Origin of the sequence: Paludisphaera borealis (genome assembly GCF_001956985.1) — a bacterium.
GTDB classification, from domain to species: domain Bacteria; phylum Planctomycetota; class Planctomycetia; order Isosphaerales; family Isosphaeraceae; genus Paludisphaera; species Paludisphaera borealis.
In genome coordinates this window covers 4,795,660-4,820,801 of the sequence record NZ_CP019082.1, presented here as the reverse complement: position 1 = coordinate 4,820,801, position 25,142 = coordinate 4,795,660, and the positions used below count along the sequence as shown (strand labels likewise).

Sequence of the window (25,142 nt, the reverse complement as noted above, 5' to 3'; positions counted from 1 at the left end):
GTCGAGGAGGGCGATCATGCTCAATGACGGTTCGAGCAGCTACGACGAACTCCCGTATTCGGACAACTGCTTCTACTACACACATCCCGACCACATGGCCACCGTGGCGGCCCTGCACGGGCTTTCGCCGTCGGCGGTGGAGCGTTGCCGCGTCCTGGAGTTGGGCTGCGCGATGGGGGGCAACCTGATCCCGATGGCGATCAAGTTTCCCGACGCGCAGTTCGTCGGGATCGACCTCTCGGCGCGTCAGATCGGCGTGGGACGGTCGGTCGTCGAGAAGCTCGGCTTGCGCAACGTCGACCTCCGCACCATGAGCATCGCCGATGTCGACGACCGCCTGGGCCGTTTCGACTACATCGTCTGCCACGGCGTCTTCTCCTGGGTTCCCGCGCCGGTTCGCGACAAGATCCTGGCGATCTTCTCCGCAAACCTGGCGCCCGAGGGGATCGCCTACGTCAGCTATAACACCTATCCCGGCTGGCACGCGCGGGGGCTGGCTCGCGACCTGATGGCGTTTCACGTCCGCAACGCGACCGAGCTGCGCGATTCGGTCCAGGAGGCTCGCGCCTTCCTCACCGATCTGGTGGAGGTGATTCCCGATCAGTCGACGGCCTATTCGGCCATCCTCCGCGCGGAGGGGGAGTTCCTGAGCGGCGTCGACGACACCTATCTCTATCATGAGCATCTGGAAGAAACGAACAACCCCCTCTATTTTCACCAGTTCATGAGCGCCGCGAGGGCGAAGGGGCTCGATTTTCTCGCGGAAGCCAAGACGCCCGGCCTGATCTCCCACCTGCCCCAGGAAGCGCGCGAGCGGATCGAGCAATGGGGCAAGGATGAAGTCGCGCGCGAGCAGTACGTCGATTTCGTCACCAACCGGACCTTTCGTCGGACATATCTCTGTCATGAAGGGGCCAAGCGCGAGGGGGCGCCCGCATCATCGGCCGTCGCGTCCCTGTGCGTCGGCACCCTGATCATGCCTGAGTCGACCGATCCCGACGTTCTCTCCGACAGTCCCGAGACGTTTCGGGTGAGCGACCAGGGCGCCACGATGACGTCCAACCATCCGCTGCTCAAAACGGCCCTGGTGGAATTGTCCCGGGCGCGGCCGCGGTTGTTGCCGTTCGACGTCCTCTTCGACCGGGTCTGGGCGCGCCTGAAACCGCGCCACGGCGATTTGCCGGAGCCCGAGCAGGCGCGTCGGTTTCTCTGCGACGCGCTGATTCGCGGGTTCGCCGTCGATCTGATTTCGCTGAACGTCCACCCGCCTAGCTTCACCGTTGAGCCGGGCGACCTGCCCGTGGTCAGCCCTCTCGCCCGACTTCAGGCCGAGCGGGGCGAACGGTTCACGAATCTGCAGGGCCGCACCGTCGAGCCCGAGCCCTTCGATCGGATCGTGCTGCGACTGCTCGACGGCACGAGGACCCGCTCGCAGGTGGTCGAGACGATCAAGGCGCGCGTGGCGTCCGGTGAGCTGTCGATCTCCGACGGCGACGAGCAGCCTGTCGGCGACGACGCCACGATCGACCGCGCGATCCAGTCCGAGTTCGAGGTCAGCCTGCGGCGACTCACGGCGATGGCGCTCCTGATCGCCTGAGATCTTCGGAGGCCGAGGTCAGATCGTCCGCGCGAGGACGTGATTGACGTAGTCGGGGTCGCCAAACCCCTGGGGGCGGTCGGCGACCGGAACCCGTTCCCAGATCGCCGTGCCTCGCGTGCCGGCGGGGTCCAGGTTCACGCGAAGAAGCCCGTGGGCGTCGACCGCGACGCGGAACTCGTGCAGATGAAGACCGAAACGGTCTCGTCCGCCGAACCCGTTGAAGCCCCTGATGGAATCGAGTTCGAGCTGCTGAAGGTTCGTGTCGAAGTCGCCGGTCGTGAAGTCGGGCAGATCGATGGGGATCGCCGCCTGCCCATGTTTGTGGTGCGCGGCGTTGAACTGGGCGACCAGAGTCTGAAACCCCTGACTCCGGCGCACCTGAGCGGGATATCCCCTTGCGGCGGCGACCTTCTGCTGGAAGATCCGGACGCCCTCGGCGACGTTCGCCCGCCAGTTCCAGACCTGATCGTCGGTCGGCCTGGGGACGGTGATCTGCATGATGCCGACGCCTCCCAGGTTGTCACCGCTCCAGAGCGGGCACTTCCCGACGCCGCCATCGGCGGCCGCGGCGAATTGCCGGCCGCCGCCCGATTCTTGCCGGGCGATCTTCCGGAGCGTGACGTGCGGCAGGGCCGCGTTGAGATCGGCGGAGGTCGGGTTGGTTCCACGGATATCGAGGTTCGCCGAATGCGCCTCGACGTGTCGCCCGGCGATCGTCGCGCGAACGCGGATCGAGAGCGTCCCCCCGCGCACTTCCGAGAACGGGATCCGAAACGTGCTGCCGACGGCCGTCTGGACGATGTCGGGATGGTTGATGTTCCGCGCGGGGCCGTGAGGGCAGACCGATGCGGTGAACCGCACCCGCACCGTCCAGGTCAGGGGAATGCTCGCGGCCGTGCTCGTGGGCAGGCCGACGATCCGGGCCTCGGCCGTGATGACCGGCATGTCGCCGTTGCCGTCGATGGCGAAATGCGTACCCGCCGCCGGCGCGATCAAGCTGATCGCAGGCATCGGCGTCGGCCTCGCGAACCGATTCGGCCGCGGCCCCGGCAGCGCGGGCGGCCTGTGCCGGCCCCGCCCCTGTTGACTCTGAGACGACGGGGGACGCGGAGGCGGCATCAGACACCTGCCCTCAAGAAGAGTGAACCTGACGATTCCATCGCTATATACGAATCTATACGGAGTGTTTCTTGGACGCCGTGGGACGCGGCGAATACGGACTATGAGAACAACTTGACTACGAGATAGTTCTCTCGGCCTTGCTCGAGACCATCGATCACTACGCATCCCGAGCCGTTCGACGATCTCGCCCACTTCCTGTGCTTTCCTCGTCGCCGCGGAGACGGATAGCAAGCGCGGCAGCCGATTCGTCGAGCGGGCCCTGGCAACGGCATCGATTCGCCGCCGCGACGAGGGCAGGCGGCAGACATTCGGCAGCCGATGGAAGCGATGCTCAAACTCAGTTTTTCAGGAGGCTTAGCACACGTCGACTCTCTTCGACCAATGCCGATCCGTCGTACATGTAGGCTCCGCCTTCGGGGTTGTACGAGGCGAGAATGTGCAGAAGCTCCTCGAACCTCTCGTCGTCGTCGGCGTCAGGGAAGCTCTCCAGGATCGCCGACTCCAGTCCTCTCGCCGTCTCCACGCCAACACGACTAGAATTTATTATGTTTTCAAGTAACTTTACGATCTCGCCGCCGCGGTCGTCATCCATCGTTCAGACCCCTATTTCGGCCGGTTCTTTATGACTGTAATCACCCGACTACGAGTTTCCGCATCAACGACGACCTGCGGCTTGCCCGGCATGGTCGTGCTTTGCAGGGTGATGGTGTCGCCTTCGGGGTGGGCGGAAATCTTCTTGACCTTGTCAAAGTTGTCCAGCACTTGATCGACTTCCGAGGGAGTCATAGGCGCTCGACCAGCAGGCGGATTGTTCATGCGATCAAGCGCATGATCCGTCAAGATTCGGCCGCCAGGCGTCGTCGCAATCGGCTCCTGAACGCCCATCTGTGAAATCCCGGGCATGGCCGGCATCACCGACGCCCCCCCCCGCCCCATGTACATGGAGTCGCCGATGAGCACGGTGGGCAAGCCCATCGCGATCGAGTTCGGCGGCCCCATGCATTCGAGGATCGTGTCGCCGGCGCGGCAGGCGGGGAGATTGTTGATCATGACCGTCATGCTGCCGGTGATGACCATCCCCTGCGAGTGAGGCAAGGGGACGGTGGGGGGAACGGCGTCGCGCACATGTGCGTGTCGGCCCCGGCTCCCGCGCCCGACATCGCGCTGGTCATGCTCGCGGTCGCGGCTTGCTTGGCGGCGGTTTCCGCCGCGATGGCGGCGGGCGCGCCGGGGGTTCCGGCCGCGGCGGTGCTCGCCGCCACGGCAGTTGCGACGGTGACGTCGCTCGCCGCCTTGGCCGACATCAGCCCGGCGGCGGCGGCCAGGGGCATGCCTCGCCATGCCGGCTGGTTGCCGATCAGCACGTTCACGCTTCCCGGCCCCGGACCGAGCACCGGCGGGAGCGGGTGGGCGACCGGGTCTCCGACGCGTGCGGCGGGTCCCTGCGGCATGGCGAAAACCTCCTCCGCGTCAGATGGATTTCTGCCCGGTCACGGCGTCGTCGGCCTGCTTGGGTTGAGGCGGCTGCGCTTGCTTAGGAGTGTTCGGGCTGGCCGGCTTGGCCGAGTCGGCCGCTCCTCCGCAGTTGATCTTCACCATCGTCCCTTCGATGGTCACCCCCGTGGCGTCGATCTTCACAAAGCCGCCGGCCCCCTTGATCGTGAGTTCCATGCCGGCCTCGATCACGACCTTCATCCCCGCCTTGAGGTGGATTTCCTGGCCAGCCTGGAGGATCTGGTTGGTTCCGATCTTCTCCTGCCGCTCGCCGGTGACGCTGAGGTGCTGGTTTCCGCCCACGCTCTCGGTGCGGTTGTTCGCGATGCAGACGTCGTGGTCGCCGCCCGACGCGGATCCGCCGCCGATCAGAAGCTGGACGTTCCCCTCGACGTGCTCGATCCGGTGACGATGAACATGGACGTTCTCATCGCGCCAGATCTCTTCGTTCGCGTCGCCGGCTTTGTCCTTCGAGTCATCCTTTCCCACGATGCTGTGACGGTTGTTCTGCACCCATTCCATGCCGTCGTTCTTCACCCGCGTGTCCATGTCGTGCTCGGCATGGATGAAGATCTGCTGCTTGTCCTTGGTGTCGTCGAAACGCAGCTCGTTGAAGCCCGTCCCCCCCTTGGTCGTGTTCGACTTGATGCCGCTGACTTTATTGTCGTCGCCGTGCTTGGAATCGGGGCCCTTGCCGAGGTACGCCGGCATCTGGTCGGCGTTGTAGACGGAGCCGATGATGATCGGCTGGTCGGGATCTCCTTCCAGGTAATCCACAACGACTTCCTGACCGATCCGGGGCCAGAACGACGATCCCCAGCGCTTGCCGGCGATGGGTTGGGAGACGCGGACCCAGCACGAGCTCTTCTCGTCGTTCTTGCCCTGGCGGTCCCAGTGAAACTGAACTTTCACCCGACCGTATTTGTCGGTGTACAGTTCCTCTCCCTTGGGGCCGACGACCACGGCCGTCTGGGTGCCGTGGACGACGGGCTTGGGGGTCAGCCGCTGGGGGCGGAACGGCACGGCCTGGGGGATGCAGGTGAACGAGTTTTCATAAGAGGCTTCGTCGGAATCGCCCGATCGGTAGTTGCCGGTCATCCTGGCCGAGTGGTTGATCGACGTCAGGACGTACGCGCCGTTGGCGTTGAAATGCTCCTTGAGAGTGAATCGGTGCCCGGCCGTGAGCTGACGAAGCCGGCTCGTCCCCGAGATCAAGAGCGCGGCGGCCGCTTCCTCCTGCATCCGGATCTGGGCCGTCCGCTTGTTGTCCTCGAAGATCTTCTGGACGTCGCTCGGCCGTTCTTCCCGCCCCGGCCCGACGCCGTCGAACCGCTGGGCGTACGCGCCTGGCCAGTCGTAAAGCTCCAGTTTCTCTGGGTTTCCGAGTTTCAGCTTGTGATTGACCGTGCCGACCTGGACACTGTCCGTTATCTGTTTTTCGGCTTCCAGATGCTTGTGCGGCAGCTCGAAGCTGTGGTCCCAGAGCGTCACCTTCATCGACCGCAAGTCCTGCGTCTTCTCGAGCGTGGTGATCCGATCTTCCATGACGTCGGAAACGTCGATCGGCTCGTAAGCGGCCTCGGGGTCGAACGGAACCTCGACATGCGCGTCGGGCGTATCGGCCAGAATCATGGTGTGATTCCCGGCCGAGTGCGTGAAGAAATAGAAGATGCCTTCCTCTTCCATCAACCGGCTGGCGAAGTCGAAATCGGACTCGCGGTACTGAACGCAGTAATCGCGCGGCTCGTACTTGCCTTTGAGCTGGTATTGCACGGATAAGCCGGCGAACACCTTCTTCAAGATGTCTGGGACGCTCAACTGCTGAAAGATGCGGCTCTGCGTCCGCCGGGTCAGGAACCAGGCTTCCGGCGCGATCTCGAGGTGAAACGTCGTGAAGATCGAGTCGCGCCCGCCCTGCACGATCCGATTGCAGATCCCGCTGAAATGCCGCACGTTGCCGCCCGGCGCCTTAACGTTCGCCGTGACTTTTTTGCCGAGAATCTGGTCGAACGGAACCTGCGTCACGTTCTCCGCGATCATGTCGAGCTGGAAGTGGAAGAGCTGCGAGATCGCCTCGGAGCCGTAAAGGCCGACCATCAAAAGCTTGTCGGCGCCCAGCGGCGTCGTGGCCGTCAAAAACCGATTGGCTTGCTGATAGGTGGCCATGGCGCGAGAGATCCCCGAAGAGCAGGTTCAGTCGGCGCGAAGCGTCGACGGACGAAATTCCAGGCCGCCGACGGGTCGGTCGCGGAAAATCGCGAAGCCGCAAGGCCGTGCCGAATCAAGCGGGTCGACTCGAACCGTCCGTCGCCGGCTGCCATGATATCCCGCACCCAGCGGGCGGCAAGCGAATTGTAAAGCCAAGGTTCTCACCGTTCCCTTAAGACACTACTATAATTGATTCATGTGTGACGGTGCAGGTGCCGAAAGGCGGAAGTCCGCCGCACCGACAGGGAAGCGATTCCGGCCCTTGGGGGACTGATCATGTCATCACCCGACGACGAAAACAAGACGCTCGGCCTGCCCCCAGGCGCCCGCAACAAGATGCTCCGGGAGATCGAGCGGGAGAAACAGGCCGCGGCGCAACGCGCGGCCGGGCAAACCGCCGGTCCGGGCGCACCAGCCGAGCCCCGACCTCCCGCTCCCCCGTCGCGCCCCCCGTCGGCCCCGGGCTCGCGCGTTCCGAGCCAGCCCCCTCCCAGCGACCCGTCGCGCGAATCGTACGAAACGATCCCGCCCGTCGTCGGCTTCCCTCGCCGTCGCGAGTTTCCGGGGCTCGAAGACCTGAAGCAAGACCGCGCCCCCGAAAACATCCACCCGCCGTCGCAGCCGTGGGACGCGGGGTTCACGCCTCAGCCCCCTTCGGCCTCTCGCGAACCCTCCTCCCAGATCGTCCCTCCAGGATGGACGGTCGCGGGCTCGATCCCCGTCGAGCACCCGACGCCCTGGGACGACGAGGGTCAATTCGGCACTTCCCCGCCGCCTCCGCGGAAGCCCGCTCAACGCGTCGAGCCCCCGCTGCGCCCCTTGCGTGGCGTCCCGCTTTCGGCCAGGGACCCGTGGGCCGACAGCGGCCTCGCCGAGCCGGTCGCCGGCTGGCCCGCTCCGGAGGCCATCGAACCGGCGACCCCGTTCTCCGGCACCGCCATGCCCCCGGAAAGTCATGGCCCGCCCCCCACGGTCGGCACCCGGCCGCCTCAGCCGTCGCCACTCGCCCCGCCTCGCCCGCCGGCGGGTCGGCCCTCCGCCGAGGACGGCTCAAACCGAACCGTCGCCTACGATCGCAACCTCCACGCCTCCAAAAAAGCGTTGCTGACATTGCAGTTCTACAACACCAGCCTCCGCCGCTGGTCCGATCTCGGCGAAGTTCGCGGCGAACAGCTCGAACTCGGTCGATCGACCTTTCAGGACTGGAATCCGAACCCCGAAGACCTCGCCGAGCGGCACGTCCGGTTGGTGATCGAGGGCGATCGACTTTACGTCCAGCCGCTCCGGAGCCTCAACGGCGTCTACATCAAGCTGAAGCCCAACCGCCCCGTCGAATTGTCCCCACACACGCGGTTTCGGATCGGTCATCACGTGCTCGAGTTCCGCCCCGGAACCGCCGTCGGCGAGATCGACGCCCTCCGCGCCGAGGATGGAGAGGTCTTCCAGTCTCGGGTTCTCGCCCCGCTCGGCTTCATCGACCTGATCGGGCCGGACAACGACACTTATATGAGCTTCCCGCTCACCAAGCCCGACGAGACGGGGACGCGCGTCGGCCGCGGCGGCCCGCGGTGCGACCTCGCGCTGACGGGCGACGACTGGGCCAGCTCGGAACACGCTCGGCTCTACTTCTCGGCCGGGAAATCCTGGCTCGAAGACCTGAAGAGCACCAACGGCACATTCCTCCAGATCCACGAGCCCGTGCAAATCCAATGCGGCAACGCGTTGAAGCCCGACTCCGGCGACATCGTGGTGATCGGCGGCTACATGATCCGGGTCGTTGAAGAGCGCCCCTGAGCGGGACCTTCCGGTTTCCCCCGGCCTCACTCGATCGCGTACTGGAACCCACCGTCGTCGCCGACCGAGACGTGCACCTTGGTGATGCTCTGCGCCTGGGCCATCCGGCCGAGGACCTCCTGCGAGATCTCGGGCAGCACCGATCGGGTGAGGATGTGATCGACGTTGCGGGCTCCGGTCTGGACCTCCTTGCAACGCCCGGAGATGCACTCGATCAGGTCGTCGCTGTAGGTGAAGGCCGCGTTGTGGTTCTCGCGCATCCGCCGGGCCACGCGACCGAGCTGGAGCTTGATGATCCGCCGCATGATCTCGTCGGAGATCGGGTAGTAGGTGACGACGATCAGTCGGCCCAGGAACGCCTGCTTGAAGATCTGAACTCCGCGCTCCGTCCTGGCCGCCAGCAGATCCGGCCAGACGGCCTCGCCCAGCGCTTCGGGGGTCGGCAGGTTCGCCGAATCGCGGCAGAGTTCGAGGATCGTGTCGGTGCCGACGTTCGAGGTCAGCAGGATGATCGTGTTCTTGAAATCGATCTCGCGCCCCTCGCCGTCTTCGAGCGTCCCCTTGTCGAACACCTGGAAGAACAGCTCCAGGACGTCGGGATGCGCCTTCTCGACCTCGTCGAGCAGGACGACGCTGTAAGGACGGCGGCGAACGGCCTCGGTGAGCACGCCCCCCTCGCCGTATCCGACGTACCCCGGAGGCGAGCCCTTGAGCCCCGAGACCGTGTGCGACTCCTGGTATTCCGACATATTAATCGTGATCAAGTTCCGCTCGCCGCCGTACAGCGAGTCGGCCAGGGCCAGTGCGGTCTCGGTCTTGCCGACGCCACTGGAGCCGACCAGGAGGAAGACGCCGATCGGCCGGCGCGGGTCGGTGAGGTTGGCGCGCGACGTCCGGACGCGCTGGGCGATCGCTTCGAGAGCGTGCGATTGGCCGATGACCCGCTGTTCGAGCTTCTCGCGGAGGTTGAGCACGGTCTGGATTTCGTTGGCCAGCATCTTGCCGACCGGGATGCCGGTCCAGCCGGCGACGACCTCGGCGATCGTCTGGGCGTCCACGAAGACCTGCATCAGCGGCTCCTCGCCTTGAAGCGTCCGCAGGTCGGCCGACTTGCCGACCAGTTCCGCCTGGATCGCGGCCAGCTCGGGAGACGGTTGGTAGGCCGAGCCCGCGCCGTCGCCGGCGGCCGTGACCTTCGCTCGCTCCGCGCCATACTGCGTCTCGATCTTCTGGGCGAGTTCGCGGATCTCGGCGACCCGCTGCTTCTCGTCTTCCCAGCGGGTCTCGAAAGCGGCGAGGCGGGTCTTGGTTTGCTCGAGATCGGCCTGGCGCTCGTTGATCTGCTCGTCGTTGCGGGCACCCGTGGCTCGTTCTCTGTCGAGGATGCTGATTTCGAGGTCGAGGTGGTCGATGTTGCGGCGGCAGTCCTCGATGACCGGCGGGATGGCGTTCTGGCCGATGGCGACCCGGGCGCAGGCCGTGTCGAGCAGGCTGACGGACTTGTCGGGCAACTGCCGGGCCGGAATATAGCGGTGGGACAGTTTGACGGAGCTTTCGACGGCCTCCTCAAGAATGCGGACGCCGTGATGCTTCTCAAGGATCGCGGTCAACCCGCGCATCATCCGGACGGCCACGTCTTCGCTGGGCTCGTCGACCTTGACGACCTGGAACCGCCGGGCGAGCGCGGCGTCTTTTTCAAAGTATTTCTTGTATTCGGCCCAGGTGGTGGCGGCGATGGTTCGCAACTCTCCGCGGGCCAGGGCCGGCTTGAGCAGGTTGGCGGCATCGCCCTGGCCGGCGGCCCCCCCCGCCCCGATCATCGTGTGCGCTTCGTCGATGAACAGGATGATCGGCGTCGGCGAAGCCTTGACCTCACTGATGACCTGCTTGAGACGGTTCTCGAACTCTCCCTTGACCCCCGCGCCCGCCTGGAGCAGCCCCAGATCGAGGGTCCGCAGGGAGACGTTCTTGAGCGCGGGGGGGACGTCGCCGGCGGCGATCCGGCGGGCGAGCCCCTCGACGACCGCCGTCTTGCCAACGCCGGCCTCGCCGGTGAGGATCGGGTTGTTCTGACGGCGACGGATCAGGATGTCGACCATCTGGCGGACCTCGGCCTCGCGGCCGATCACCGGGTCGATCTCCCCTTTCTTGGCGCGCTCGGTGAGGTTGATCGTGTACTGGTCGAGCGCCGGCGAGCGGCTGACGCCGGTCGACGGTCCGCCGGCCTCGGAGCCTTGCGCCGCGGCCTCGGGGGCGCCCTCGTCCTCGCACGAGCCGGCGGTGATCTTGATCAGGTTCGGCTGAAGCTGGTCGGGCTTGATCTTGGCAAGCTCGCGCGACGAGTTGCGCGCCAATCGCCCGAGTTCTTCGTGTTCGAGCAAGGCCAGCAGCAAGACGCCCGAGCGGACCTGGGGGGTCTGGTACTGGATCGACGCGACGACCCACGCGGCCTGGATCAGCCGATCGATCGACTGGGAGAGCGCCGGCGTCCGTTGATTGCCCGTCCGGAAGCCGTCGATGACCTTCGTCAGCTCGCGGAGGACGTTCGAGGGGTTGATCTCGAAGTGGCGGAAGATCTTGTTCAGGTCGGTGTCGGCCTGTTCCACCAGCTTGACCAGCCAGTGCTCGATCTCGACGCTGGGATTGGTCCGCGACAGGCACAGCCCCGCGGCGGATTGAAGGGCGTTCAAGCAGGTCTTGTTCAGCACTTTGATCAGTGCCGCGGAATCAACGGCCATCTTGGACGCTCCTCGAGCAGCCTGGAATTCTCGCCCTTCCCCGTCATTACTCAACCCCTGGATGGTATAGAGACGTCAGCCACGATGCAAACAGCAATTGGCCAGGTCGCGCCGAACTTGGCGATCGAGCGATTCAAGGCGCTCGTTTCGAGCCCGCGCGGGCGAGCCTCGAATTGCGCGCGCCGTCAGGCGGGGCGATTTTCAATTGATAGAAGTCTCGAGGAGACGTATCGTCAAATCCAGCGAAGTAAGGCCGTTCTCGGCAGCGCGCTAGAGACTCGGGGACGAAAGGAACCTCCCATGAGCGACGGTTGGGACCTGGACAAAGCGGTCACGCATCTCCAGTCGCACGCGGCGTCAACCAGCCAGGGGCAATGCGCCCAGTACACCCGTGAGGCGATCGAGGCGGGGGGCGTCACATTGAACCGCCACGGTTCAGCCAAGGACTATGGACCAAGCCTCAAGGCGATTGGATTCATCGAGCTGAATTTCAGCCCGGCCAACGGCTATGCCAAGGGCGACGTCGCCATTATCGATGGATTCGACGGCCATCCGCACGGCCACATGATGATGTACGACGGCTCGCAGTGGATCTCCGACTTCCAACAACGGACCTTCTACCCCGGCCCGGCCTACCGGAAGGCGCAACCGAGCTACTCGGTCTATCGATTCCGGACGCTCCAGGCTCAGGCCCCTACCACCACCTCATGCCTGAGCTGGACGAGCACATCGACTTTTTCCAGTGTTTTCGACAAATGAGGTTGGATCGCGAAACTGACGACCGGTCAAGCTCTTGAGGAGCGGAGGAACGCGAGTCGAAAAACGATCCCGCAAGGGCCGACTCGGGAAGTCCAGGATTCAGCCGCGACCGTCCTGGCATTGGAGAGGAAGACTTGAGAGGCGGTGCCGAGATTCGAACTCGGGGTCACGGTTTTGCAAACCGATGCCTTACCACTTGGCTACACCGCCCATACTTCAGAGGGAGCCATCTTAGCGGCTTTGCCCTCCCGGGGGCAAGGCCGTTTTCCGTTCTCGGCGGGACCTCTCGCTTTTCGATCGACTCGGCGTCTCAGTTCGACGCCTGCGAGCCGATCGGGGTTTCTTGTTTCCGAGCGTCGGGGCGAGGGAGATCGCCGCCGATCCGCTGGACGTCCTCGGCGCGAAGGCCGTGATCGGCTTCCCATCGCTCCAGCAGGACTTTCAAAGGAAGGCCGACCTCCGAATCCGCCAGCAGGAAGCCGTACCATGCGGACGGGTAATATCCCGTGTAGCCGTTGATGGTCGGGACGCCGACGGCCAGTGACGCCCACATGGCGTCGAGCCCGTAATGCACGAACGGCTCGTCCTCGCACGGCTTGTAATAGAAGGCCGCGGCGGTCGGCGCCACCTGGCCGGCGACGCCGGCGATCTTCGCCCGGTTGGCGGCGGCGTCGAAGGCCGGGGTCGTCACCGTCTGTTCGGCCAGGCAGATCAAGGCGACCGTCCAGGCGAGCGCCGCCGAGCGGTCGCGCGCCAGTCGCTCGACAAGCACGGCCAGTCCCAGCGCGGCGGGAATCATCAGGATCAGGACGATACGGCCGACCGCCCGGATCGCCAGCGCGCCCGGCAGCTTGAGCGAGTAGCCAAGCCACAGCGAGTCCGCATCGTAAAGCAACGCCAGGACCGCCAGCGACACCGCCAGAACGCGCAACAGAACCAGCGGCGGCGGTCGCAGTTTCTGAGGAGCGCCGACCGCCACGCCGGCGAGCCCCCCTGCGACACCGCCGATCAATACCTCGAGCCGTCCGCCGAACGTCAGGAGGCTGAGGGCCACGATCATCGTCGCCACGGCGCCGAAGCCGATCTCCCAACGCCGGGCCGGCAGGTAGTACGCGAGCAGGCCAGCCGCCGGCGCGATCGGAACCGCCATGATCGCGACGACCTCGAGCGCGAACAGCTTCAGGCAGACCAGCCCCACGGCGATCGCCGGGAGAACCCAGCCGTCGGCCTCGCCTCGCTCCACGCCGATCTTCCAGAGGCATGGAACGACGAAGGCCAGCGACATGGCTTTAAGCCAGGGGTTGGGGAACGGGACGCCGACCAGCACACCGAGCACGACGACGAACGTCAAGGCGGTGATCAGGGGCTCGTCCGTCTGACGGAGGAGGCAGCCGAACCCGTAGCAGCAGAGGCAGGCCGCCACGACGATCAGCTCGCGGCCAGGCAGAAAGCTCGTCGCCAGCAGGCAGAGGAACAGAAACCAGATCGCGACCTGGCACCAAGGCTGCCGACGCCCCAGGTAAAGCCCCGCCGCGCATACCGCCGTCGTGATGAAGCCAAGCCCGAGCCGGTGCTCGTTTTCGAGCAGACTGCCGACGAACGGCCGGCGGGCGATCAGCCACCCCCAGAACCAGTTGTCCTTGCCCACGTTCCACCACGACCCGAACGTCGGGTGCAGATAGTATCGAAACGGAAGGTAGACCGATCGCATTTCCCGCGCGGCGGGCAGGTAATGAGCGAGGAACGGCTGCATCACGAGCACCCCCGCGGCAGTCGCCGCCGCAACGGCCCACCAGTCGCGCCGGGCGACGGCCAGGACGGCCCCACGCGACGACCGAACCGCCAGCGCCGTGATCGTCGTCAAAACGAGGGCCATGACCAGGAACCACCCGAGGTAGACGCCGCCGTAAAGCTGGGCCGCCCCCCCGAAGGCGGCCAGCATCCAGAGTCTCAGCCGCCGGCCGGGCGACGGCGAATCCTCGCGGAACAGGCGGGCGAAGGCGTAGAGCGTCAACAGCACATAGAAGAACGGCAGCAATTGCTGATGTTCGAGCTGGTTGACCCGAGGCGCGCCGAAGGCCAGCAGCGACGCCGCCGCGACGGTCGCCGGCGCTCCGAAACCCAGCCCTCCGCCGAACAGCAGCAGGCCGGCCGCGTAGTTCAGGACCGTCATCGACGTCATCCAGAGCCCGAACGCCAGGTCGGGCGACGCTCCCGCGAACCGCCACGTCCAGTAGAACGGCCCGAAGCTCAAGAGCGAGTCGGAATAGGCAATAACGTTGGTGAGCGGATGGAAGAACGGCGCGCTCCAGAAATCGCGGTGGCCGGGCGCCCCGACCACCCACAAGTAGCCGTGCTCCAGCAGGTAGTGGAGCAGCCGCGTGTCGCCCCGGTCGGTCTGGATTCGACCGAACCCCGAGAGCAGCATCGGGTGGTGGACCGCCAACACCCCGAGAACCCCCACCACCGCCGTCGCGGCCCACGTCGGGAGCGTCGAAATCGAGAGATTTCGTGGGTCCGACGACTCGGATTCCATCGGCCGTGGTCTCGAATTCCAGGAGCGAGCCCCACGGGCGTCGCCTCGTTCGCATCATCACGCCTGGCTCATCGTAGCGCTGACCACGCCGATATTCAAGCACGAGGCGGACGAGATGATTTCAAATCGATTCCAACGGCTTTTTGATTGCGATGCTTTAATGCGAGGCGTAGGCTGCAAGATACGCCCCACCGCCATGTCTTGAAGCGTGCGACACCGCCCGGCTCACGAGGGAACCCGCTCATGAATCGATCCGCGAAGTTCGCGACGGCCTGCGTCGTCGGCGGTTTCTTGGCCCTCGGCGCGTTCGGCGCGGCGGCCCAGGATGCGAAATCGGAGGAGAAGGTCGAGGCGTCGGCTCCTTCTGCTCAACTGAGCAAGGAAGACGCGCTGACAGCCGAAATCGACAAGCGATTCGACGCCTTCGACCTTTCGCCCCAGCCCTTGCCCGAAATCCCCGACACCCCCCCTCCGCACGAAGGGGCGATGATCGACCAGCCGGCGTACCGGATCGAGCCGCCCGACCTCGTCCTGGTCGAAGTGCTCCAAGCCCTGCCAGGCCGGCCGATCTCGGGCGAGCGGCTGGTTCGGCCGGACGGTACGATCAATATCGGGTTCTACGGCGAAGTTCACGTCCGAGGACTGACGATCGAACAGACGCGGGTCAAGATCATCAAGCACCTCAGGAAAATACTGTCCGATGAGGTCCTCGGCCTCCGAATCGACTACCCCGCGCCTCCCAAGGATGATCCAAAGCTCCTGCCCAACCCTCCCGTGAAAGATGAGGGACTATTCAAGAAGCCGCAAGAAAACCTGGATCAACAGGAAGAGCCGCAAGAGAAGCCGAAAGCGGTTTCAAGCCCGGGAGCGACGGCCCCTGCCCGTCGGAGGGTTCGCGTCGTCTCCGAGATGAGGCAGAAGAGTCCGAGCGAGCCCAGGCGGGCGAGCAATGCCCCGAGCCTGTACTTCGGCCGTCACCTGCAACCGACCACTCCCAACGAGCCCGCGAACGAGGTGCCGCCAAAGGCCGCCGAAGAATCAGCGAAGCCCATCGAGGTCCCACTCCAGGACGACGCCGAGATCACGATCCGCATCAACGTCAAGAAAGGGTCCCAGACGTCACCGGTGAAAGAGGAACCGAAGGCCGGCACGCGTGTTGACGAATTCGGACACGAATGGGCGATCATTCCGCCCGACCAGGCCGACCGCGTCTTCGTCGACGTGACGGCGTACAACTCCAAAAACTACTTCGTCCTGGGCGACGTGGGCGCGCCGGGCAAGATACCGATCAGCGGGAATGAGACGGTTCTCGATGCCCTTCAATTCGCCGGTGGTTTTGTCGCAACGGCCGACCCCAAGGACATCCGCCTGGTTCGGCCGGGCCGCGACGGCAAGCCCGGCAAGGTCTTCAAGGTCGATTTGGAGGCGATCCAGGATCGAGGCGAGACGGCGACCAACTACCAGATCTTCCCGAACGACCGGATCATCGTCGGCCGTAGCGACATCGCCAAGAAGACGATCCAGCTCGACCGGATTTCCTCCGCGGTTCAGGACGTGATTAACTCGATTCTGCAGGAGGCGCTGATGCTCCGCACGGTGAAGACGGCGGCGCCTGACCAGCCGGACGTGATGATCAAGAATCTCGTCGAGTTCTGGATCAAGGAGCTGAACCGTCCCGAAGGCGCGGTCTTCAACGAGGAGACCCTCCGCGAGATCCTCCTCCGCAGCCTCCCGGTCAAGCCCGACGCCCCGAAGGCCGAGAAGTGACGGCCGACCTCGACCAGGCGCGTTGAAGCAAAAAGTTGAGCGACGACGGGCGGAGAGGATAAAGTATTATTCTGAGGGGCAAGTTGCCCACGAGCGAGCGGGGAGCGGAAAACAAGCCCGAAGCGCCAGCGAGTGCATTCCGAGCCAGCTCGCTGAAGCAAAAGCAAAACAATGCACTCGCTGGCGCTTCGGGCTTGTATTCCGAGCCATCCACTCGCTGGCGCTTCAGGCTTGTATTCCGAGGAATCCGGTTTGACTCGCTACGGACGATCGCTCGTCTCCCTGTTGAAGATGATTCAGGTGCGGCTGCGGATTCCGGCCGTCCTGATCGCGGCCGGCCTGGTGGTCGGCCAGTGGGACGCGGTGCGCAACCGTTGGGACAAGTGGACGCGGCCGTCCTCGCTCGACACCACGACGTCGCACGCGGTGTCGACCGATACGGAATACTTCTGCCCGATGGACCCCGGCGTGCTCTCCGACTGGCCGGGCAAGTGCGGCGTCTGCAACATGGGTCTGGTCCGCCGCAAGAAGGGGGACGCCACGCCCCTGCCCAGCGGAGTCGTCGCCCGGATGCAGATCTCCCCCTACCGCGTGCAGCTCGCCGGCGTGCAGACGCTCCCCGTCGAGTACCAGCCGCTGGCCCGCGACCTGACGACCGGCGGCGTGATCCAGCGTGACGGCGACCGCGCGACGCTCCGCGTCGAACTCTCGACGCGCGACGCCGGCTGGGTCGTCGCCGGCGCGAAGGCCGTCATCGCCGCCGGCGACCGTCCGGAGCGCGAGCCCTGGAATGGACGCGTCGAGCGGATCGAGCCCGCGCGCGAGGACGGCGCCCGACCGGCCGAGGCCGTGGTCGTCGTCGATGATCCGGGCCGCGAGCTGCAAGCCGGCGCGTACGCGACGACGACGATCGAGCGCCCGGTGGCCGAGCTGGCGCCGTTTAAGACCATGCCGCGCAAACCGCCGGCGATCACGCCGGGCGAGAAGCGGACGGTCTGGATCTGCCCGCAGCATCCCGAGATCGTCGAGACGGAAAAAGGCCGGTGCGCGGTCGACGCGCTCGCCCGCGCGCCGCATCCGCTGTCCGACCATCAGCGCGTCCGGTACTGGTGCCCGATGCACCCAAAGGTCGTCGCCGACAAGCCCGGCTCGGCCTGCGACGAGTGCGGCGGGATGATCCTCAAGCCCCGGATCGTATCGTTCAGCCCCGAGGGCCAGGTGCTCGCCGTGCCGCTCTCGGCCGTCGTCCAGACGGGGTCGAAATCGGTCGTCTACGTCGAGACGATGCCCGGCATGTTCCAGGGGGTCGAGGTCGTCCTCGGCCCGCGCTGCGGCGAGCTTCAGCCGGTCGTCTCGGGCCTCGAAGCCGGCCAGCGCGTGGTGGCGCGCGGGGCGTTCCTGCTCGACGCCGAAACCCGGCTCAACCCGAGCCTCGCCGCCGCCTACTTCGGCGCCGGACCGGGCGCCACGGCCCGGACGGCGACCACGATCACCGCCGCCGAGTCGCCGTTCGAACAGCTTGCGCCGGCGGATCGGGCGATCGCCGAGACACAGAAGATTTGCCCGGTGACGAAGAAGCCGCTGGGCTCGATGGGCGTCCCCGCGCGGGTGGACGTCGCGGGCAAGGTCGTCTTCGTCTGCTGCGAAGGTTGCGAGGCACCGCTCAAGAAGAATCCAGCAAAGTATCTGGCGAAAGCGGCCGTGTCTCCATGATCGACGCGATCATCCGGTTCTCGATCCGTCGCCGCTGGCTGGTGATCGCCTCGGCCCTCGTGATGGCGGCCCTGGGCGTCTGGGCGGTCCGCGAGACCCCCGTCGACGCGATCCCCGACCTGTCGGAAAACCAGATCCTCGTCTTCACCGAGTGGAAGGGCCACAGTCCCCGCGAGATCGAAGATCAGGTGACGTACCCGCTGGTCCTGGAGCTGAACGGCATTCGCGGGGTGCGGGTCGTGCGGTCGTCGAGCGAGGTCGGCTTCGCGCTCGTGAGCGTGATCTTCCACGATGCCACGCCGCTCGACGAGGCGCGCCGGCTGGTCGGCGAGCGGCTGGCCCGCGCGCAAGGGAGGCTCCCCCAGAACGTCCGGCCCGAGCTGACGCCCGACGCACTGGCGACCGGCCAGATCTTCTGGTACACGGTCGAAGGGGGCGGGCTCGACCTGGGACGCCTCCGCGCGGTGCAAGACTGGTACGTCCGACCGCAACTCGGCTCGGTGCCGGGCGTCGCCGAGGTGTCGAGCGTCGGCGGTTTCCCGACCGAGTACCAGATCGCCGTCGATCCCGGCTTGCTCAAGGCGCGCGGAGTTCTGTTGAAGGACGTGCTCGACTCGGTGGCGGCGTCGAACTCGAGCGCCGGGGGGCACGTCGTCGAGCAAGGGAACGCCGAGACGGTGGTGCAGGGGGTCGGCTGGCTCGGCGCATCGCCGCGACTGGGCGACGCTGGCTTCGACCGCGACCGCGCGGTGCGCGATCTCGAAGAAGTGGTCGTGCCGACGATCGCCGGCGGCGTGGTCCGCCTGGCCGAGCTGGCGAACGTCGCGATCGGCCCCGGCTCGCGTCGCGGCGTGCTCGAAAAGGACGGCGACGAGGTGGTCGGCGGCGTGGTGTTGATGGCCGCCGGCGAGAATCCTCTGGAGGTGACCCGGCGCATCCAGGCGAAGCTCGGTGAAGTCCGCGCCGGCTTGCCCCCGGGCGTTCGCGTCCGACCGTTCTACGATCGCACGCCGCTGATCGAAGGGGCGATCGCCACGGTGTCGACGACGGTCGTCGAGGCGATGGTCTCGGCCACGATCTGCGTGCTGATCGTCCTTCTGCACTTCCGGACGTCGCTGGTGATCGCCGTCACGCTGCCGCTTGCGGCCTTGGGCTCGTTCCTGATCATGGCCGTGTTGCGGCGGGTCGGCGTTCTGGACGTGCAGGCGAACGCGATGTCGCTCGCGGGGATCGCCATCTCGATCGGCGTGCTGGTCGATTCGTCGATCGTGATGGCCGAGAACGTGATGCACCGGCTGCACGATCACTTCGGCGACCGCCCCGTCCGCGGCGACGTCGCGCACATCGTGCTGCCGGCCTGCCTGGCGGTGGGACGGCCGATCATCTTCTCGGTCGTCATCATGCTCCTCTCGTTCTTGCCGGTGCTGGCGCTGGGGGGCGTCGAGGGGAAGATGTTCCGGCCGCTGGCGTACACCAAGTCGTTCGCGCTGGTGACGGTCGCCGTGCTGTCGATCACGCTGGTCCCCGCCCTCTGCACGATCCTCGTCCGCGGCCGGCTGCGGTCCGAGCAGGACAACCCGCTGGTGCGAAGCGTGATCGAGGTCTATCGCCCGGTGCTCTCGTACCTGCTCGATCGCCCGCAGGTCATGGCCTGGGTGATCTCCTGCACGTTCCTGATCGGCCTGGCGCCGCTGGGGAACCGGGTCGTGTTCCTGGGCGCGCTGGGGCTGGCGGTGACGGCGACGGCGCTCCTGGCACGATCCGCCTGGGGGCTGACGCTGGCCCCGGCGAGCCTCGTGATCATCGCGCTCTTGGCCGAACAGAACATGCAGCCGCTGGGTCGCGAGTTCATCACGCCGCTCGACGAGGGGATGGTGATGGACATGCCGATCACGGTCCCGCGCGCCACGGTCAGCGAGGTCGTCGACGACCTGAAGGCGCGCGACATGATCCTCTGCCGGTTTCCCGAGGTCGACATGGTGGTCGGCAAGGGGGGCCGGGCCGAGACGCCGACCGACCCCGCGCCGATCGACATGATCGAGACCATGGTAAACTTCCGGCCGCGCGCGTTCTGGCCGCGCCGCAAGCTCCGCGAGGCCGACGCCCGCAGCCAGCTCGCCGCCGCGCTCGACGCCCTCGTCGCGCGCGAGGTTCTCGCCGCGCCCGAGGCGCGGCAGGCGATGCTCGACGAGGCGCTCGAAGAGTCGATCGCGCGGTTCGACGTCGTGATCCGCGAGACGGCTTACCAGCGTTATCAAGAGCTGGTCCGCGAGTCGAGCGGCGTGTCGCCGACGTCGCTGAACCCGTCAGATCCCGAAGAGGCCCGACTCGTGCCGCGATGGCGCGCGCACGTCCGGCGCGTCGACGGCGAGCTCCTCGACCGGGCCGCGCCGGTCTTCACCCGGATCGCCGTCGACGAGCTGCTGAACCGGGGCGAAATCCGCGACCCGCGCGTCGCCGCGCACCATGCCAAGGCGAAGGCGTTCCAGAACGAGGCGATCGCCGCGCTGCTGCGTCCGCCGGGACCGGGCGGGAGCGGGGGCGAAGGCCATCATCACGGCGGGCGTCCGGCGTCGGCGATCGCGTTCGAGCCGCAGCCGCTGCTCGACGAGATCCGCGACGAGCTTTCGCGCCGGTTCGCCCGCGGCGTCATGCTCTGGCAAATCGAGCGCGACGAGCTGGTGGGCTTCGGCGGCGAACTCGACCGCGCCGTGCCGATGCCCGGCTGGACCAACGTCTGGACGATGCCGATCCAGAACCGCGTCGACATGCTCGCGACCGGCGTCAACACGCCGATCGGCGTCCGCGTGCTGGGCGACGACCTCGACGACGTCGTCCGGACGTCCGAGGCGATCGCGGCCGTCGTCAAGACGATCCCCGGCGCGGTCGACGTGGTCGCCGATCCGATCCGGGGCAAGTCGTACCTGGAGATCCGCTTCGACCGCCGCAAGGCCGCGCAACTGGGCGTGAGCATCGGCGAGGCCAACAAGGTGATCGAGACCGCCCTGGCCGGCACGACCGCGACGACGACCGTCGAGGGCCGCGAGCGCCATCCCGTGGTCGTCCGCTACGCCCGCGCCCGCCGCGAAGACGACGAGGCGATCCGCCGGCTGCTGGTCCCGGCGCGCGGCGGGCCGGCCGACGGCCCGCGCGTGCGGCAGGTTCCGCTCTCGGACTTCGCCGAGGTCGGGCTGGTCGAGGGGCCGGCGAGCATCAAGGGCGAGAACGGCCTGTTGCGGAACTACGTCCGGCTCAACGCGACCGATCAGGACCCGGTGGCATTCGTCGCCCGGGCGCGTGAAGTCGTCTCGGCCCACGTCCCCCTGCCCGCCGGCGTGTTCGTCGAGTGGACGGGCCAGTTCGAGCACGAGGTCCGGTCGCGGCGGACGCTGGCCGTGGTCGTGCCGCTGGTGATCGTGCTGATCTTCGTCGTCCTGTATTTGACCTATCTCGACCTTGCCGACGCCGCGCTGATGCTGACGGCGATCCCCGGCGCGGCGGCGGGCGGCCTGTTCTTCCAGTGGCTGCTAGGGCTGAAGCTGTCGGTGACGGTCTGGATCGGCTACATCGCTTGTTTCGGCATGGCGACCTCGACGGGGATCATCATGCTCGTCTATCTCCGTGAGGCCGTCGAGCGGGCGGGGGGATTGGAGCGGCTCGACCTCGACGGCCTGCGAAAAGCGGTGATCGACGGCGCCGTCCACCGGCTGCGGCCGAAGCTGCTCACCGAGGGGACCGTCGTCATCGGCCTGGCGCCGATGCTCTGGGCGTCGGGCCCAGCGTCGGAGATCATCCGGCCGATGGCCGCGCCGGTGCTGGGAGGCGTCCTCGTGGCCGACGAGGTCATCGACCTGCTCCTGCCCGTCCTCTTCTACTGGGTCCGCCGCCGCCGCTGGGAACGGCTCCAGCGCCGACGCTCAGTAAACGCCGACGCCCTTACGACCTGACCGCCGGCGCTTGGCGATGCACTCGCTGGCGCTTCGGGCTTGTATCCCGGCCCAGGCGAGCCCCTCCGTACAAGCCCGAAGCGCAAGCGAGTGAATGGTTCCAACGGCCGAATCACGATTCACTCGCTGGCGCTTCGGGCTCGTAATCGGACCAGACGCGCCCCTCCGTACAAGCCCGAAGCGCAAGCGAGTGCATGGCCCTGACCGCCGGCGCCTGACGCAATGGCGCCGGCCTCATTCGGGCAGCGGCTTGCCTCGCGTCTCGGGAGCGAACGGAAGCGCCAACAAACCGACGACGAAGACGCTGCACATCGCCACGCCGGCGTACCGCATGGGCTCGGCGTAGCCGTAGAAGACCTGGCTGGTGAGCAGCCCGAGGACCGACGGCCCGGCCGCCGCGACGTAACGCGCCACGTTGTAGCAGAACGAGGTCCCCGTGCTCCGCAGCCGGGTCGGGAACAGTTCGGGGAAGTAGATCGCGTAGCCGCCGAAGAGCGCGAGCTGGCAGAAGCCCATGATCGGAATGAACACGAAGATCTGCCAGAATTCGTTGAGGTACAAGAACGTGAACGAGGTCGAGGCCGCCGCCAGGATGAAGGAGATCGCGAACGCCGGCCTGCGGCCGAGCCGCTGGGAGACGTAGGCGAACGCCTGGATGCCGAAGAAGGCGCCGGCGTTGAACATGAGCAGCGTCATGCCGGCCCAGAACGTCAGCTTGCCGCCGATCTCCTGGGGGGTCAGGCCGATCCCTTCGAAGTGCTTGCGGAGGACCATCCGATTCAGGTCGACGCTGAAGACGCCGATGCCCCACAGGCCGACGACGCCCGAGAACGCCAGGATCATGCCGACGATCGTGTTCCGCCGCCATCGCGGGTCGCCGAACAGCTCGGAGAGCGACCCGAGCTTGTGCGCCGGCGGCGCGCCCTCCTGCGCGTTCGCGTCTTCCTCGCGGACGGCCGACTTCCAGCGCTCGGGCTCCTTGAGCTTCAGGAAGACGGGGATCGCCAGCAGCGACGGAATCAGGCCGACCAGGAACATGGCGCGCCATGAGCTGCGGATCGCCCCCGAGGTTTCGAGCATCCCCAGGCCGATGCTGATGACCGCCGCCAGCATGTTGCCCACCGCCGACAGCGCCTGGAGCCAGCCCAGGGCGTAGGGCCGGGCGCGGTCCGACATGACTTCGGCCACCAGCGAGACGCCGACGGCGAACTGGCCGCCGACCCCCAGGCCCGTCAAGAAGCGGTACGCGGCGAAGTCCCAGACCCCCACCGACAGCGCGCTGAGCCCGGTGAACGCCGAGTAGGACAGGATCGTGAGCATCATCGTCTTCGCCCGGCCGATCTTGTCGCCGAGGATGCCGAAGAAGATGCCCCCCGTCGCCCAGCCGAGGATGAAGATCGAGGTGGTGTAGCCGGCGTATTCGCCGATCCGGCCGGCCTGGGCGGGGTCGCCGGGCGTGATCTTCAGCAGCTCGGTCACGGCGGGATTGCGCGCCAGGTTGAAAAGCTGTTGATCCATCGTGTCGAACAGCCAGCCGAGCGAGGCGACGAGGAAGACGAACCACTGGTAGCCCGTCAGCTCACGCCACCAGGCGACTTGGGAGCCGTCCGGCGAGGACTTCACGGCGGAGTCGTTGTGCGGGTTCATAGGAAATCGATCTCCGGTGAGTCGTGAAGCCGATTGACGCCGGACGGCCTGGCGGAGCGGTTGGGGAGGCGGGCTGTTGGACGTTCCGGAATCGGCGCGGGGGGGCGCGTGCGGTCTCGTGTCGCATCGCGCCGCCACACGATCAGAACACGTCGGAGGGCGCGCGGCAACCGTTCGGCGTCTTTTGCGACCGAAAGCCTCTCGCCAGGCGAAATCGCGGCCGCTAAGATCGTGAAGATGAACGGGAAGATCGGTCTGATTTTGTCGACGTCGGCGGTTCTGGTCGGGCTCTCCATCGCGGTCGTGTTCTCGGGCAGAGTCCCGCTGGGCGTGCCCGGTGAATGGGAATGGCTGCGCGTGAAGGTCGCTCCCTCCGCGCCGGGGCTGCTCCTGGCCGCCGCGGCGGTCGCGGGCTACGCCCTGTACGCCGCGCTGGGGTTCCGGTCGCTGGGCGTCCCCTCGGCGGTCGGGTTTCGCGAGTCGGTCTGGCTCGCCGGGCTGGCGGCCTCGGCCGTCGCCGTGCAAATCGCCATACCGATCGGCGCGGCCGACGAATACGACCTGACCAAATGGGCCTATGTCCATTACTTCCCAAGTTCGACGGGCTATTACGACGTCGCCAAGCGGCAGGCGATGGGCGACCCCTGGAAATTTTTGGCCGACTACCCGGTCTGGATCGCGTCGCAGGACTCGCTTCACATCGGCACCCATCCGCCCGGCTTGATCGCCCTGCACTGCTGCCTGATCCGCGCGATGGAGCGAAGCCCCCGGACCGCCGACCTCCTGAACGGCCTGATGCCGCCGCAAGTCGCCGCCGGCTTCCGGCAGCTTGAGGCGCTCGACCGCAAGCCGATCCCCCGGGCCGACCGCGCGGCGATCTACCTGGCCAGCCTGATCACGTTGCTGGCGTGCGCGGGGACCGTGGTTCCGCTGTACCTGCTGGCGCGCGAGTCGGTCTCGCCGCAGGTCGCGTGGGCGGCCTCGGTCCTCTGGCCGCTGGCGCCGGCGGCGAACCTGTTCCAGCCCGACGCCGACGCCGCCTACCCGCTGCTCTCGGCCTCGGCCCTCGCCCTGGCGTCCTGGGCCGCGCGGCTGCGAGGAACCTCGGGCGGGCCGACGTTCGCAAGCATCATCATGGCCGTCGCCTCGGGGATGATCATGGCGTTCGGCATGGCGTTCACGCTGGCGTTCCTGCCGATCGGCCTGATCGCCGCCCTGGTGGCGCTCTCGACGCCGCGGCTCACCTGGTCGAGAAAGATCCAGGTCGTCGTCTGGATCGGGGTCGGCTTCCTTGGCCTGGCGGCGGTGGGCTGGCTGTCGACGTCCGCGAATCCGGTCGTCGTCTGGCGGTGGAACCTGCTGCACCACGCGCAGTTCTACCTGGAGTATCCCCGAACCTATCTGCTGTGGCTGCTCGTCAACCCAATCGAGCTGGCCGTCGCGGTCGGCTTGCCGTCGGCCGTGTGGTGCCTCGTCGGGTTCATCGGCGACCGTCGCTACGTCCCGCGCGCCGGCTGGTGCGCGCTCGTGGTCCTGGCCTTGGTCCACCTCTCGGGCCGCAACATGGGCGAGGTGGCGCGGCTCTGGATGCTCTTCCTGCCGCCGCTGCTCACCGCCGCCGGCGTCGGGCTCACCCGGCTGGGGGGCGGCCCCAAGACCGTCTTCGCCACCGCGCTGCTCGTCGCGATCGCCACCCTGGCGCTTCAGACCATGATACAGGTCGTCTACCCGGTCTAGATAGAGCGGTTTGCGTTGGGGTTGCATACCCCCGGTGGGCGCGGGAAGCCCGTATCGTTGTAGGGGCGCCCCTTGTAGGT

At 66.7% G+C, this 25,142-nt stretch carries 15 protein-coding genes and 1 tRNA gene; 7 read left to right on the top strand and 9 right to left on the bottom strand.

All coding sequences use genetic code 11. From position 1 onward, the window contains the following. Window positions 1-16: 16 nt before the first annotated feature. Window positions 17-1,597: a methyltransferase regulatory domain-containing protein gene (locus tag BSF38_RS18630; RefSeq protein WP_076348105.1), complete on the top strand. Its 1,581-nt coding sequence runs from the start codon at window positions 17-19 to the stop codon at window positions 1,595-1,597. Window positions 1,598-1,615: 18 nt separating this feature from the next. Here BSF38_RS18630 and BSF38_RS18625 read toward each other — a convergent pair whose 3' ends face one another. From BSF38_RS18625 to BSF38_RS18605, 5 genes are all read right to left on the bottom strand, one after another. Then, complete coding sequence (locus BSF38_RS18625; protein WP_076348103.1) at window positions 1,616-2,611, bottom strand: hypothetical protein; 996 nt, start codon at window positions 2,609-2,611, stop codon at window positions 1,616-1,618. Window positions 2,612-3,059: 448 nt separating this feature from the next. Then, the gene (locus tag BSF38_RS18620; RefSeq protein ID WP_076348101.1) at window positions 3,060-3,314 is read right to left on the bottom strand and encodes a hypothetical protein; all 255 of its coding nucleotides are present in this window, start codon (window positions 3,312-3,314) and stop codon (window positions 3,060-3,062) included. A gap of 11 nt (window positions 3,315-3,325) precedes the next feature. Next, a complete protein-coding gene (locus BSF38_RS31730; RefSeq protein WP_210405620.1) occupies window positions 3,326-3,781 on the bottom strand; it encodes a PAAR domain-containing protein in 456 nt (151 codons plus the stop codon). Further along, window positions 3,778-4,173, bottom strand: coding sequence for a PAAR domain-containing protein (locus BSF38_RS30395; RefSeq protein ID WP_076348097.1), 396 nt, complete (start codon window positions 4,171-4,173; stop codon window positions 3,778-3,780). The genes BSF38_RS31730 and BSF38_RS30395 overlap by 4 nt, the downstream gene beginning before the upstream one ends. A gap of 19 nt (window positions 4,174-4,192) precedes the next feature. After that, complete coding sequence (locus BSF38_RS18605) at window positions 4,193-6,382, bottom strand: type VI secretion system Vgr family protein (protein ID WP_076348095.1); 2,190 nt, start codon at window positions 6,380-6,382, stop codon at window positions 4,193-4,195. 318 nt (window positions 6,383-6,700) lie between these two features. On the opposite strand from BSF38_RS18605, the gene BSF38_RS18600 reads away from it, so the two are divergent. After that, window positions 6,701-8,218: an FHA domain-containing protein gene (locus tag BSF38_RS18600; protein ID WP_076348093.1), complete on the top strand. Its 1,518-nt coding sequence runs from the start codon at window positions 6,701-6,703 to the stop codon at window positions 8,216-8,218. Between the two features lie 26 nt (window positions 8,219-8,244). Here BSF38_RS18600 and tssH read toward each other — a convergent pair whose 3' ends face one another. Continuing rightward, entirely contained in the window at window positions 8,245-10,956 is a 2,712-nt protein-coding gene (gene tssH / locus BSF38_RS18595; RefSeq protein WP_076348091.1) for a type VI secretion system ATPase TssH, read from the bottom strand. Window positions 10,957-11,256: 300 nt separating this feature from the next. On the opposite strand from tssH, the gene BSF38_RS18590 reads away from it, so the two are divergent. After that, window positions 11,257-11,715 (top strand): hypothetical protein, encoded by a 459-nt coding sequence (locus BSF38_RS18590; protein WP_076348089.1) that lies wholly within the window; start codon window positions 11,257-11,259, stop codon window positions 11,713-11,715. 139 nt (window positions 11,716-11,854) lie between these two features. Here BSF38_RS18590 and BSF38_RS18585 read toward each other — a convergent pair. Both BSF38_RS18585 and BSF38_RS18580 read right to left on the bottom strand, forming a co-directional pair. Further along, window positions 11,855-11,925 (bottom strand) — tRNA-Cys (locus BSF38_RS18585). A 100-nt stretch (window positions 11,926-12,025) separates the two neighbouring features. Further along, the gene (locus BSF38_RS18580) at window positions 12,026-14,251 is read right to left on the bottom strand and encodes a hypothetical protein (RefSeq protein WP_076348087.1); all 2,226 of its coding nucleotides are present in this window, start codon (window positions 14,249-14,251) and stop codon (window positions 12,026-12,028) included. Between the two features lie 243 nt (window positions 14,252-14,494). On the opposite strand from BSF38_RS18580, the gene BSF38_RS18575 reads away from it, so the two are divergent. The 3 genes from BSF38_RS18575 to BSF38_RS18565 all read left to right on the top strand — a co-directional run bounded on the left by BSF38_RS18575 (window position 14,495) and on the right by BSF38_RS18565 (window position 21,678). Beyond that, window positions 14,495-16,018: a polysaccharide biosynthesis/export family protein gene (locus BSF38_RS18575; RefSeq protein ID WP_076348085.1), complete on the top strand. Its 1,524-nt coding sequence runs from the start codon at window positions 14,495-14,497 to the stop codon at window positions 16,016-16,018. A 252-nt stretch (window positions 16,019-16,270) separates the two neighbouring features. Continuing rightward, window positions 16,271-17,731 (top strand): heavy metal-binding domain-containing protein, encoded by a 1,461-nt coding sequence (locus BSF38_RS18570; protein ID WP_076348083.1) that lies wholly within the window; start codon window positions 16,271-16,273, stop codon window positions 17,729-17,731. After that, on the top strand, window positions 17,728-21,678 hold the full coding sequence (locus tag BSF38_RS18565) for an efflux RND transporter permease subunit (protein ID WP_076348081.1): 3,951 nt from the start codon (window positions 17,728-17,730) through the stop codon (window positions 21,676-21,678). The genes BSF38_RS18570 and BSF38_RS18565 overlap by 4 nt, the downstream gene beginning before the upstream one ends. Before the next feature lie 234 nt (window positions 21,679-21,912). Here BSF38_RS18565 and BSF38_RS18560 read toward each other — a convergent pair whose 3' ends face one another. Then, window positions 21,913-23,325, bottom strand: a complete 1,413-nt coding sequence (locus tag BSF38_RS18560; RefSeq protein WP_076348079.1) for an MFS transporter — start codon at window positions 23,323-23,325, stop codon at window positions 21,913-21,915. 237 nt (window positions 23,326-23,562) lie between these two features. Here BSF38_RS18560 and BSF38_RS18555 point away from each other — a divergent pair, with 237 nt between their 5' ends. Next, window positions 23,563-25,062: a hypothetical protein gene (locus BSF38_RS18555; protein WP_076348077.1), complete on the top strand. Its 1,500-nt coding sequence runs from the start codon at window positions 23,563-23,565 to the stop codon at window positions 25,060-25,062. Window positions 25,063-25,142 lie beyond the last annotated feature (80 nt).